This is a genomic window from Streptomyces sp. NPDC104313 (assembly GCF_055583985.1).
Genome location: NZ_JBVJMW010000003.1, coordinates 652656 through 665726, shown reverse-complemented (window position 1 = coordinate 665726; position 13071 = coordinate 652656). Strand labels below are relative to the sequence as shown.

Sequence of the window (13071 nt, the reverse complement as noted above, 5' to 3'; positions counted from 1 at the left end):
GCTGGTCAGGGCAGGTTGGAGGGGCAGCAAGTCAGGTGCACTTCTTGCCGTCGGTGGGGGGAGTGCCCTCCAGGAGGTACGTGTTGATCGCCGTGTCGACGCAGTCGCTTCCCCGGCCGTACGCGGTGTGGCCGTCACCCTCGTAGGTGAGCAGGGTGCCGGAGGAGAGCTGCTCGGCGAGGGACCGGGACCACTTGTACGGGGTGGCCGGGTCGCGGGTGGTGCCGACGACGACGATCGGGTCGGCTCCCTTCGCCTCGGTGCGGTGCGGGGTGCCCGTGGCCTCGGTGGGCCAGTAGGCGCAGTTCAGGGAGGCCCAGGCGAAGCCGCGCCCGAAGACCGGGGAGGCCGTCTCGAAGTCCGGGACCGCCTTCTTGACCGCGTCGGGGCCGTCGAAGGCGGGCGGCAGGTCGAGGCAGTTCACAGCGGCGTTGGCGAACATCAGGTTCGCGTACTTCCCGTTCGGCTCGCGCTCGTAGTAGCTGTCGGCCAGGGACAGCAGACCGGAGCCGTCGCTGCGCTGCGCGCCCGCCAGCGCCTCGCGGAGCTGCGGCCAGGCCGCCTCGTCGTACATGGCGGCGATCACCCCGGTGGTGGCCAGGGACTCGCCCAGCTTGCGGTCGTCGCCGGTCGGGATCGGCTTGGCGTCCAGGTCCTTGAAGAGCTGCTTCAGCGCGGTCGCCGCGTCGGCGGTGGACGTGGTGCCGAGAGGGCAGTCCGGCTGCTCGACGCAGTCGGCGGCGAAGGACTGGAAGGCCCCCTCGAAGCCCGCCGTCTGGTCGCGGTTCATGTCGATGGCCTTCAGGGAGGGGTCCATCGCCCCGTCCAGGACGAGGCGGCCGACCCGCTCCGGGAAGAGGTCCGCGTAGGTGGCGCCCAGGAAGGTCCCGTACGACGCCCCGACGTAACTCAGCTTCTCGTCGCCGAGCAGGGCCCGCAGGACGTCCATGTCGCGGGCCGTGTCGACGGTGGAGACGTACGGGAGGATCTCGCCGCTCCGCTTCTCGCAGCCCGCCGCGAACTTCTCGAAGGACGCGCTCAGCTTCTTGACCTCCGCCTCGTCGTCGGGCGTCTGGTCGACCTGGGTGTAGGCGTCCATCTCCGGTCCGGTGAGGCACTCGACGGGTTCGCTGCGGGCCACGCCGCGCGGGTCGATCGCCACCATGTCGTAGCGGGCTCTCACCTGGGCCGGATAACCGAGTGCCGCGTACCCCTGGAGATAGCCGATCGCGGAACCGCCGGGGCCACCCGGATTCACCAGGAGGGAACCGATCCGCTCGCCCGGTCCTGTGGCCTTCTTGCGGGAGACGGCGAGCTCGATGTCGCCGTCAGCCGGCTTGTCGTAGTTCTTCGGCGCCTTCATCGTCGTGCATGCGAACCCCTCCACCCCGCAGTCTCGCCAGCTCAGCTTCTGCGCGTAGTACGACGACAGCCCCTCGGGGGCCGCGGTACCGGTGGCCGAAGCGCTCGGCGACGATCCACTGCCGCTGCAGCCGGAGATGAGGAGGCCGGCAGTGCCGATCCCGATGGCGAAGGTGCGGAGCAGCCGCCTGGTATCCATTCAGGGAGCGTATCCGCCGGGTGACGAGTCGCCCGATTCCCTGCTCATTCGGGTGAACAGGGTCCTGTCGTGGACGCCTTCAGCCCGCCCTCAGCGCCATCGTCATCGCCTCCACCGCGAGCAGTGGCGCCACATTGCGGTCCATCGCCTCCCGGCAGGCGATCACCGACTCGATCCTGCGCAGGGTCCCCGCTGGTGTCGACGACTCCGCGATCCGGTCGAGGGAGTCCTGCACATCCCCATGGGCGATGGCGATCCGAGAACCGAGCTGGAGCGCCAGCACATCACGGTAGAACCCGGTGAGCTCGGTCAGCGCCAGATCGAGGCTGTCCCGCTGCGTACGCGTCTTGCGGCGCTTCTGTCTGTCCTCCAGCTCCTTCATCGCCCCCGCCGTACCGCGCGGCATCCGGCCTCCGGCCACCCCGCCGAGCGCCGCCTTGAGATCCTCGGTCTCCTTGACGTCGACTTCCTCCGCCATCTGCTTGGCGTCGTCGGTTGCCGTGTCGATCAGCTCCTGGGCCGCCTTGAGGCAGCCGCCGACGTCGGCGACCCGCAGCGGAACCTTCAGCACCGCCGCCCGCCGCGCCCGCGCCCGCTCGTCCGTGGCGAGACGACGGGCCCGGCCGATGTGCCCCTGGGTGGCGCGCGCCGCGGAGTGCGCCCGCTCGGGGTCGACGCCGTCGCGGCGGATCAGGACGTCGGCCACCGCCTCCACCGACGGGGTGCTCAGAGTGAGGTGCCGGCAGCGGGATCTGATCGTGGGCAGGACGTCTTCGAGCGAGGGGGCGCACAGCATCCAGACCGTGCGCGGCGCGGGCTCCTCGACGGCCTTCAGCAGGACGTTGCCCGCACCCTCGGTGAGGCGGTCGGCGTCCTCCATCACGATGACCTGCCACCGGCCGACCGCCGGGGAGAGCTGGGCCCGCCGGACCAGGTCGCGGGTCTCCTTCACACCGATGGAGAGGAGATCCGTACGGATGACCTGGACGTCGGCGTGCGTGCCGATCAGGCTGGTGTGGCAGCCGTCGCAGAAACCGCAGCCGGGTGCGCCGCCCAGCGCCCGGTCCGGGCTGGTGCACTGGAGCGCGGCGGCGAAGGCCCGTGCCACCGTGGACCGGCCGGAACCGGGCGGTCCGGTGAACAGCCAGGCATGCGTCATCTTCGAACCCTGGTCCAGCGGCTTGCCGTGGGACACGGCGGTGACCAGAGCGTCGGCGTCCTTGGCGGCGGCGGCGAGCTGTTCCTGCACGCGGGTCTGTCCGACCAGGTCGTCCCATACGCTCATGGGTCACCGCCCTTCCGATGGTGTCGTGCCGTGCTGCGGAAGCGCGGTGCGTCCTCGCCCTCCGTCGTGGTCTTCCTCCATTGTGGGGGACGACACTGACAGTCCGGCCCGCCCACCCCTGGAGGGACGGACGGGCCGGGACTTCACCGTCGGCGGTGGGGCGGGGCGTCAGCCGCGCGGGCGACGTCCCCGGCCTGCGGGGCCGTCGTCCTCCTGGCCTCCGAGCAGCTCGTCCGCCAGGGTCGGCAGATCGTCCAGCGGAGTCTCCTCCGCCCAGTCCGGGCGGGGGCGCTTGCGGCGGCCCTGCTGCCGGTCGGGCGTCTCCCCGGCGTTCGGGTCCTCGACCTGCGGCAGTTCCCGGGTGCGCTCGTTCTCGCTCTCCGCGGGCGAGGCCGCCGGGCTCTCGTCCCGGAAGAAGCCCTGCGGCACCCGGTCGGAGGGCTGATCGGCGGAGACCGGCGGCAGCACGGCCGTCTCGTCCGCGTCCCGGGCCTGTCGCCGGTCCGCCGGTCCACCGGCCGCCGTCCGCCGGTCCTCCGGCCGCTGGTCCGTCACGCGCGGCAGCATCGCCGTCTCGTCGTCCCCGAGAGCGGAACCCGAACGTGCGCTCGTGCCCGCACCCGTACCGGATCCGGAAGGACGGTCGTCCTCCGGCCGGATTGCCGGGACCGGCTGCGTGATCTCGTTCGGGTTCACGATCGGTGTGGGCACCGTGAGCTCGTTCTCCGGGACGGACGGGCCTTCCGACTGCGAGGACGACCGGGAGGACGACTGCGAGGACGACCTGGAGGACGGCGACGACGAGTGTGAGGACGTCTCCGTCCGGGACGCCCGCTCCGCCTCCCGCGCCGCTTCCGCCCGGTCGGCCTCGACCCGCGCCGCCTCCGTACGGGCGGCAGCCTGGGCCTCGGCCCGGCGGCGGGCCTCCTCGGCACGCATCAGGGCCTCTTCGGCCCTGCGCTGCTTCTCCAGCCGCTGCGCCTCGGCCTCCTTGCGGAGCCGGGCCTCCTCCTCGGCCTGCTTGCGCAGGCGTTCCTGCTCGGCCTCGCGGACCCGCTCCTCGGCCTCCAGCCGGAGCCGGTCCTCCTCGGCACGCCGACGAGCCTCCTCGGCGCGCTGCCGGGCCTCCTCCGCCTGACGCTCGGCCTCACGGCGGCGGGCCTCCTCCAGCTCGCGCTGCTTGCGCTCCTCCTCCTCGGCGCGCAGCCGGGCGAGCTGCTCCTGGCGCTCCTTCTCCAGGCGCTCCTCCTCGGCCTTGCGCGCGGCCTCTTCCTCCGCCTTGCGCCGGGCCTCCTCGATGGCCTGGCGGCGGGCCTCCTCAATGGCCTCGATCTCGGCCTCGGAGAGCGGAAGGAGCTGGTCGAGCCGGTGACGTACGACCGTGGTGATCGACTCCGGCTCCTGGCCGGCGTCCACCACCAGATAACGCGCCGGGTCGGCGGCGGCCAGGGTCAGGAACCCGGACCGCACCCGCTCGTGGAATTCGACGGGCTCCGACTCCAGCCGGTCCGGCGCCTCGGTGAACCGCTCCCGCGCGGTCCTCGGGTCGACGTCCAGCAGCACCGTCAGATGCGGTACGAGGCCGCTCGTCGCCCACCGCGAGATCCGGGCGATCTCGGTCGGGGCCAGGTCCCGGCCCGCGCCCTGGTAGGCGACGGACGAGTCGATGTAACGGTCGGAGATGACGATCGCGCCGCGCTCCAGCGCCGGGCGGACCACGGAGTCGACGTGCTCGGCGCGGTCGGCGGCGTACAACAGGGCCTCGGCCCGGTTGGACAGCCCGGCGGAGGACACATCGAGCAGGATCGACCGCAGCCGCTTCCCGACCGGTGTGGCCCCGGGCTCACGGGTCACGACGACCTCGTGGCCCTTGGACCGGATCCAGTCGGCGAGCGCCTCGACCTGAGTGGACTTGCCCGCTCCGTCACCGCCCTCCAGCGCGAGGAAGAAGCCGGTGGCGGCCGGCGCGACCGCCGGGTCGCCGCCGCGCAGTGCCTCGCGCAGGTCCCGGCGCAGTGGTACGCCCGCCCGGTCGTCCGCCCTGGCGAGGACGAGGGCGGCGACGGGCAGCAGCAGCGCGCCGAGCAGCATCAGGGTGAACGCGGCCCCGCCGTGGGCGAAGACGAAGTCGCCGGCGACCAGGCGGTGCCGCCCGATCGCGGCGGCCAGCAGGGGGCCCGCGACCGCGCCGAGCGCGACGAGCACCCGGACGACGGCCTGGAGGTGCTCGGTGGTCCGGGCCTGCCGGAACGCCTCGCTCTCCTGGTCGATCAGGGTGTGCCCGGTGTTCGCGGCGACCCCGGCGGCGTAACCGGCGAGCAGGGCGATGGCGATCCCGGTCGCGGTGTCCGGCACCAGGCCGAGCGCGAGGAGCGCGAGACCGGTGACGGCCGTGGCCAGCGCCAGCAGGCGGCGGCGCGACAGGGCGGGCAGCACGTGGCGCGCGGTGCGGATACCGAGGGCGGTGCCGCCGGTCAGTCCGATGACCAGCAGCGCGAACGTCGCGGGCCCGCCGCCGAGGTCGTAGGCGTGCAGTACGGAGACGGCCGCGGCTGCGGCGACGGCTCCGGCGAGGGCCGCGCAGACCGCGACCAGCAGGGGGACGGCGCCGGTGCGGCCCTTGTCGGGACCGTTGCCGGTGGCGGGGCGGCGCAGGCCCTCCAGCGGGGAGCGCGGCCGGGACGTCTGCGTGGCCGGGAACTGAAGGAAGTACAGGATGGAGATGGAGGCGGCGAAGAGCCCGGCCGCGACGTAGGAGCCCAGGGCCGCCTGGTGGAAGGAGAACCACTCCAGGCCCGAGCCGAGGAGGTTGCCGACCAGCGTGGCGGCCAGCAGGACCACCCCGGCGGCGGGCACGGCGAGGAAGTTCGTACGCAGCGAAAGGCGGCGCAGGGCGTCGAGATGGTCGGGCAGGGGGCGTACGGCCGCGCCTTCGAGGGGCGGGGCGGGCAGCAGCGCCGGGGCGGCGCTGTCCTTGGCCACAGCCCACAGGCGCTCACCGGCGCCGGTCACGAAGACGGTGATGAGGACCATCATGAGCGCCTTGTCGGGCGTCCAGTCGATCCACAGCGGGGCGACGACCAGGAGCGCCAGGCGCAGCCCGTCCACCCCGATCATCAGCCATCGTCGGTCCAGCTTTCCGCCGGGCCCCGTGAGGGACGTCAGGGGCCCCAGGAGTACGGCTCCGAAGAACAGGGTGGAAAGGATCCGGGCACCGAAGACCGCGGCGACGGCGAAGGCCGCCCCGCGGTATCCGGTGCCGAATGAGCCCTCAAGGACCGCCGCTTGCAGCGACAGCAGCACCAGCACGAGAAGGGCGAGTGCGTCGCCGATACCGCCGACGAGCTGGGCGCTCCACAACCGCTTCAGCGGGGGAATACGCAACAGGGCCCGTACGGCGCGCTCGCGTGAGTCTGCGGCAAGTGTGTCGGAGGTGGGGCTCACGACCGTTGGCTGCTCGGCTCGCGTCATCCGCCCAGCCTATCGGCAGCGGTGCGGTGACCGTCGGCCCGTCCGAACATACGGACGCAGACAGCTTCCGGCCATGGTGCGCGAGACCCCCTTGCGCACCACCGCCGCGCACGCCTATGTGCCGCCGCCCGACACGCGTACGCGCCACCCTGCCCGCCACGCTTCCGTGCCACCGCCCGCGCACGCTTCCGTGCCACCGCCCAGCACGCTTACGCAGCGCCGCCCGGTACCTGGATCACGGGGATCGAGGTACCGGGCGGCGGGGTGCGATCCGCGCGATGCCGGGGTCAGTCGTCCGACAGGGCGGAGGAGGCGGCCGAAGCCGTCTTCTTCGCCGTCGCCGTCTTCTTGGCGGCCGTCTTGGCGGTCGTCGCCTTCTTGGCCGTCGTCGTCTTCGCCGCGGTCTTCTTGGCGGCCGTGGTCTTGGTGGCCGTCGTCTTCTTCGCGGCCGTCTTCTTGGCCGTCGCCTTCTTCGCCGGGGCCTTCTTGGCCGTCTTCTTCTTGGCGGGCCCCTTGGCGCGCTTCTCGGCGAGCAGCTCGTAGCCGCGCTCCGGCGTGATGTCCTCGACGCTGTCGTCGGTCCGCAGCGTCGCGTTGGTCTCGCCGTCGGTGACGTACGCGCCGAAGCGGCCGTCCTTCACCACGACCGGCGCGCCGCTGACCGGGTCGGTGCCCAGCTCCTTCAGCGGCGGCTTGGCCGCGGCCCGCCCACGCTGCTTGGGCTGGGCGTAGATCGCGAGGGCCTCTTCGAGGGTGATGTCGAAGAGCTGGTCCTCGGAGGTCAGCGACCGGGAGTCGGTGCCCTTCTTCAGATACGGGCCGTAGCGGCCGTTCTGCGCGGTGATCTCGACGCCCTCGGCGTCCTCGCCGACGACGCGCGGCAGCGACATCAGCTTGAGGGCGTCGGCGAGGGTGACCGTGTCCAGGGACATGGACTTGAAGAGGGAGGCGGTCCGCGGCTTCACCGCGTTCTTGCCGGTCTTCGGCGTCCCCTCGGGCAGTACCTCGGTGACGTACGGGCCGTAGCGGCCGTCCTTGGCGATGATCTGGTTGCCGCTGACCGGGTCGGCGCCCAGCTCGAAGTCGCCGCTGGGCTTCGCCAGCAGTTCCTCCGCGAGCTCCACGGTCAGCTCGTCGGGTGCCAGGTCCTCGGGGACGTCGGCCCGCTGGTGGCCCTCGGCGTCCTTCTCACCCCGCTCGATGTACGGGCCGTAGCGGCCGACGCGGAGCTTGATGTCGTTGCCGACCGGGAAGGAGGAGATCTCCCGGGCGTCGATCGCGCCGAGGTCGGTGACCAGTGCCTTCAGGCCGCCGAGATGGTCGCCGTCGCCGTTGCCCGCGTCGGAGGCCGCGCCGGCCACGGCGGTGTCCTCACCGGGCTGGGCGCCGAAGTAGAAGCGCTTGAGCCACGGCACGGACTGGGCCTCGCCCCGCGAGATGCGGTCGAGGTCGTCCTCCATGCGGGCGGTGAAGTCGTAGTCGACGAGTCGGCCGAAGTGCTTCTCCAGCAGGTTGACCACGGCGAAGGACAGGAAGGACGGGACGAGCGCCGTGCCCTTCTTGAAGACGTAGCCGCGGTCGAGAATGGTCCCGATGATCGATGCGTACGTCGACGGACGGCCGATCTCGCGCTCTTCGAGCTCCTTGACCAGCGAGGCCTCGGTGTAGCGAGCCGGGGGCTTGGTGGCGTGCCCGTCGACCGTGACCTCCTCGGCGGACAGCGCGTCGCCCTCGGTCACCTGCGGCAGCCGGCGCTCGCGGTCGTCCAGCTCGGCGTTCGGGTCGTCGGCGCCCTCGACGTACGCCTTCATGAAGCCGTGGAAGGTGATCGTCTTGCCGGAGGCGGAGAACTCGGCGTCCCGGCCGTCGCTCGCCCGGCCGCCGATCTTGACGGTGACGGAGTTGCCGACGGCGTCCTTCATCTGGGAGGCGACGGTCCGCTTCCAGATCAGCTCGTACAGCCGGAACTGGTCGCCGGTGAGGCCGGTCTCGGCGGGGGTGCGGAAGCGGTCGCCGGAGGGGCGGATCGCCTCGTGCGCTTCCTGCGCGTTCTTGACCTTCCCGGCGTACGTACGCGGCTTGTCGGGGAGGTAGTTCGCCCCGTACAGCTGCGTGACCTGGGCACGGGCCGCGGAGATCGCGGTGCCGGAGAGGGTCGTGGAGTCCGTACGCATGTAGGTGATGAAGCCGTTCTCGTACAGCTTCTGCGCCACCTGCATGGTCGCCTTCGCCCCGAAGCCCAGCTTGCGGCTCGCCTCCTGCTGGAGGGTCGTGGTCCGGAAGGGGGCGTACGGGGAGCGGCGGTACGGCTTCGACTCGACGGACCGGACCGCGAAGGAGGAGTCGGCGAGCGCGGCGGCCAGGGCGCGGGCGTTCGTCTCGTCCAGGTGCAGGGTCTGGGCGGAGCCGGCCTTCAGCTGCCCGTCGGGGCCGAAGTCGCGGCCCTGGGCGATCCGGCGGCCGTCGACCGCGCTGAGGCGGGCGGTGAGGGTCGAGGGGTCGGAGGCGTCACCGGTGCGGCCGGTGGCGAACTTTCCGGTCAGGTCCCAGTACTCGGCGGAGCGGAAGGCGATGCGCTCGCGCTCCCGCTCGACGACGAGCCGGGTGGCGACGGACTGCACGCGGCCCGCCGAGAGCTTCGGCATGACCTTCTTCCACAGGACCGGCGAGACCTCGTAGCCGTAGAGGCGGTCGAGGATACGGCGGGTCTCCTGGGCGTCGACCATGCGCTGGTTGAGCTCGCGCGGGTTGGCGACGGCGGCCCGGATCGCGTCCTTGGTGATCTCGTGGAAGACCATCCGGTGGACCGGGACCTTGGGCCTGAGCACTTCCTGGAGGTGCCACGCGATGGCTTCGCCCTCGCGGTCCTCATCGGTGGCGAGGAAGAGTTCGTCGGACTCGGCCAGCAGCTGCTTGAGCTTTCTGACCTGGGCCTTCTTGTCGGCGTTGACGACATAGATGGGCTGGAAGTCGTGTTCGACGTCCACTCCGAGGCGGCGGACCTCGCCGGTGTACTCGTCCGGGACCTCGGCCGCGCCGTTCGGGAGGTCGCGGATGTGCCCGACGCTCGCCTCGACGACGTATCCGGGGCCGAGATAGCCCTTGATCGTCTTCGCCTTGGCAGGCGACTCGACGATGACGAGTCGGCGGCCGCCCTGTGCGGTCTCGCTGGTCGGGGACAACTTCGCTCTTCTCTCCGGTCGACACTCGATGGGCATCCGGGCAGCGTCATGACGCTGCCCGCGGTGCTGTCGCTGCGGAGTGTGACGGTACAACCCGCCCCCGTGTCAAACGGCAAAAGCCCGCAACGGCCACTCGAACGGTAACCCGACTTCCGCCATTCCTGCCGCCCGGACCGCCGGGTCCGCGCCCCGCGGAGGCTTGGCCAGTGTCTTTTGGGCGGTGGTCGCGGTGTCCGCCGCCCAACCTGTCGGCCCGGGCGCCGCCCTGCCGGGGACGGGAATCAGACGAGCGTGAAGCACCACACGCCGAGGCCGAGAGAAACTACGCCGAAGAGCGTCGTGAGTGCGGTGGAGGCGACGGGGCTCACATCGTGCGCCACCGGCGCGCGGTGCAGGGCTCGCGCCCCTGTCCAGATCAGGAGGGCGGCGCCGAACAGCGCCAGGGCCGTACCGGCGAAGACTGCTGAGACGCTCTCCATGTCGTACCCCTAGACCGTCGTGGCGAACCACCCGGGGCGGGCCGGCCGGTCCCGGAGCCGGACCTCCGAGGTCCGGCACGGGGAGGTTGTCACCCCGGGGCATCGCCCACGCCAACCCAGGGTGAACAGCACTCCCCCGCCGACCAGCGGAACCCCATCGGCCGCGTACGGCGCGCACAGGGGCCGCACACGACCGGAATGCGCGGTCCGGGCGCGCCGGAGAGCGCGCCGAGCGGGAACGCACTGGTGACAAGGACGACACCGCCCGACCCGGGAGCGTCCTTGGCCCCGTACCGGAAGACAGTCGCAGCCACTGTCGTACGGACACGCCTCCAGGTCGCCGGTCGCCCGCACCTCCACACCCTCCACGCACCCCACGGCCTCCTGGACCCCCGGTGGTTCGCGGCCTACTGGACCCGCGGTACGACGCCGGGCGCCGGCTCCAGGAAGCCCTCCTCGACCAGCAGCCGGATCGCCTGCGGGGTGCGGTCGCGCAGGAGCACCGGGTCTTCCGCCATCAACTGTGCGATGGCGTCCAGGATCCGCCCGGCGGGCAGCGAGCCGTCGCAGACACCCGCGAACCCGGCGGCCACCGCGTCGACCTTGGTCGCCCGCATCATTCCGCGGTGCTGACGCAGCACCACGTGCTCGGGGTCCTCCGCGCCCGGCAGTCCGACCTGCTCCTGCACGACCTCGGCGGCGAGGGTGAAGTGCCCGGCGAGCAGCGCCGCGTCGTCCTGGTCGCGGAGGTAGTCCTGGCGGGCGAAGTGCTCCTGGACGGCCTGTCCGAGCGGTTGCCGCACCGCGTGCGGCCATTCCTCGACGAGGATCGAGGGGTTCCCGGCCGCTGCCGCCGCGGATTTACGCAGGGTGATCCAGCCGAACCCGACGGCCGTTGCGCCCCGTGCCTCGAACTCGTCGAGCCACGCCTCGTACCGCTCGGTGTACTCGGCGGGGTCGCTGCGGTGGTCGCCACTGTCCCGCAGCCACAACTCGGCATACTGCGTGACGTCCTGGACCTCTCGCTGGACGATCCAGGCGTCACAGCCGAACGGCACCCAGGAGCGCAGCCGGTCCTGCCACTTCTCGCCCTCCACGTGCTGCCAGTTGGCGAGGAACTGGGCGTAACCCCCCTCGTTCAGACGGTCGCCGGACTGCTGCACCAGCATGCGGCACAGGTCGTCGCCGCCCATGCCACCGTCCCGGTAGGTGAGGCGGGCACCGGGCGAGATGACGAAGGGCGGGTTGGAGACAATCAGGTCGAACGTCTCGGAGCCCACCGGCTCGAAGAGGGAGCCCTCGCGCAGGTCGGCGGGGGCGGCGCCGGACAGGGCGAGGGTGAGCCGGGTGAACTCCAGGGCACGAGGGTTGAGGTCGGTGGCGGTGACCCGGGTCGCGTGCTGGGCAGCGTGCAGTGCCTGGATGCCGGAGCCCGTACCGAGGTCGAGTGCCGAGACGACCGGCGCCCGGACGGTGATCCCGGCGAGGGTGGTGGAGGCCCCGCCGACCCCGAGGACGACGCCCTCCTCGCGCGAGCCGATCCCGCCCGCACCACCGACCGCGCACCCGAGGTCGGACACGATGAACCAGTCCTCGCCGTCCGGCCCCCCGTACGGCCGTACGTCGACGCCCGCACGGACCGTCCCGTCGGCGAGGCTCACCCAGCCGTCCGCGACGCACTCGGCGAGCGGCAGGGCGTCACGCGCCTGCTCCTCGGCGACAGGACGCTGCAGAAGGAACAGCCGCACCAGCGTGTCGAGCGGGGTGTCACCCCGGGTGGCCCGCAGGGCGGGCACCGTCTCGCTACGGGCGAGGGCGGCATAGGCGGGCGCGCCGAGGCGGTCGAGGAGCCCGTCCGCGGTGAAGTCCGCGGCGAGCAGGGCCTCACGGAGGGCGGCGGCATGGTCGGGTGCGGGAAGGCTGCTCTTACTCACCCACCCATTGTGTCCGCTCCCACCGACAACGGCAGCGGCCCGGACACCTACCGGGTGTCCGGGCCGGGAGAACGGCGCTCAGTCCTTCTTCTCCTCGGAGGCCTTGTCCGCGGCGTTCGTGTCCGCGGATTCCTTCTCCGTAGATTCCTTCTTGTCGGGGGCCGTGCCCTCCGGGGGCGCGTCGGAGCCGGCCGCCCCGGAGCCGGAGGGACCGGTCGAGGCAGTCGGCTTCTGGCAGCCCTTCTGCTTCGACATCGCGACGCCGACCTCGCCGGACTGGAGCTTCTTCAGAGCCTGGTCACCGCTGGTGCTGATCTTGTTCAGCTCGTCGGCGATGCCCTTCAGTCCGTCGGCGAACTTCGCCTGGTCCTTGGTGTCGAGCGCGTCGACCTCGGTCTTGAGGTCGGCGTACGCCTTGGAGGAGGCGTTGAGCTCCTTCACCGCCTCCTTCTGCGTGGTCTCACCGTCGTCGACCGGCGGCGGACCGGCCGAGTCCACGGCGGTGCCCAGTGACTTGTACGCCTGGGAGATCTGCTGGAAGGCGGCAGAGTCGGTCTTCTGGACGTCGGCGGGCTTGCTGTTGTCCGCGGTCTGCTGCTGGATGGACGCGTTGGCGTCGGCGATCTTCTGCAGTTGCGGCTGAACCTGGTCACAGACCTTCTTGGCCCAGTCGTCGACCTTGTTGTCGCTGTCGTCGCTGCAGCCCGACAGCGTCAGTACCAGTACCGCACCGCCGGACAGTGCGGCTGCAAGCTTCTTGTTCACCGGATTGGTCCCTTCCAAGGCTCTCGGCCCCGGAACTTACACGCCGAGGGGACGACAGCCGGGTGCCGGTCATCCGGTGTGCATGCTTTTGAAGCCATTTGCACCAAGGGAAATGAGGGAGATGCCACTCGCGCAGAGAATCGGACGCACGATCGGCCACTCATCCGAAAGGCTGTCTCTGTCTCATCGGCACCCACCGACGCGGACGACACCGGACGAGGGCGGAGGGCGCGGGCGGAAGGCGGGCGGGAGGAGGGCGCGGGAGGACGGAAGAAGGCAGAGGCGGGCGGAGGCGGAGGGGACAAAGGCGGACGGCACGTCAGCACGCACCGTCCGCCCGACCCTTGACCACACGTCACACCGATCCGGGCGCCCGGCACACCTCGCTACGTGC

At 71.7% G+C, this 13071-nt stretch carries 7 protein-coding genes; all 7 read right to left on the bottom strand.

Annotated elements, in window-relative coordinates:
• Nucleotides 1–31 precede the first annotated feature (31 nt).
• The 7 genes from ACZ60Q_RS10185 to ACZ60Q_RS10155 all read right to left on the bottom strand — a co-directional run bounded on the left by ACZ60Q_RS10185 (nucleotide 32) and on the right by ACZ60Q_RS10155 (nucleotide 12677).
• Nucleotides 32–1561, bottom strand: coding sequence for an alpha/beta hydrolase (locus ACZ60Q_RS10185; RefSeq protein WP_469631057.1), 1530 nt, complete (start codon nucleotides 1559–1561; stop codon nucleotides 32–34).
• Nucleotides 1562–1640: 79 nt separating this feature from the next.
• On the bottom strand, nucleotides 1641–2846 hold the full coding sequence (locus tag ACZ60Q_RS10180; protein WP_469631054.1) for a DNA polymerase III subunit delta': 1206 nt from the start codon (nucleotides 2844–2846) through the stop codon (nucleotides 1641–1643).
• 168 nt (nucleotides 2847–3014) lie between these two features.
• Nucleotides 3015–6317 carry a dTMP kinase gene (tmk, locus tag ACZ60Q_RS10175; RefSeq protein ID WP_469631051.1) on the bottom strand — a complete coding sequence of 1101 codons (3303 nt, stop codon included), beginning with the start codon at nucleotides 6315–6317 and terminating at the stop codon, nucleotides 3015–3017.
• Nucleotides 6318–6604: 287 nt separating this feature from the next.
• Nucleotides 6605–9499, bottom strand: coding sequence for a type I DNA topoisomerase (topA, locus tag ACZ60Q_RS10170; RefSeq protein WP_469631048.1), 2895 nt, complete (start codon nucleotides 9497–9499; stop codon nucleotides 6605–6607).
• A 281-nt stretch (nucleotides 9500–9780) separates the two neighbouring features.
• Nucleotides 9781–9978 carry a hypothetical protein gene (locus tag ACZ60Q_RS10165; RefSeq protein WP_469631045.1) on the bottom strand — a complete coding sequence of 66 codons (198 nt, stop codon included), beginning with the start codon at nucleotides 9976–9978 and terminating at the stop codon, nucleotides 9781–9783.
• Between the two features lie 407 nt (nucleotides 9979–10385).
• Nucleotides 10386–11912 carry a DUF7059 domain-containing protein gene (locus tag ACZ60Q_RS10160; protein WP_469631043.1) on the bottom strand — a complete coding sequence of 509 codons (1527 nt, stop codon included), beginning with the start codon at nucleotides 11910–11912 and terminating at the stop codon, nucleotides 10386–10388.
• A 78-nt stretch (nucleotides 11913–11990) separates the two neighbouring features.
• A complete protein-coding gene (locus ACZ60Q_RS10155; RefSeq protein ID WP_469631040.1) occupies nucleotides 11991–12677 on the bottom strand; it encodes a small secreted protein in 687 nt (228 codons plus the stop codon).
• Between the last annotated feature and the right edge of the window lie 394 nt (nucleotides 12678–13071).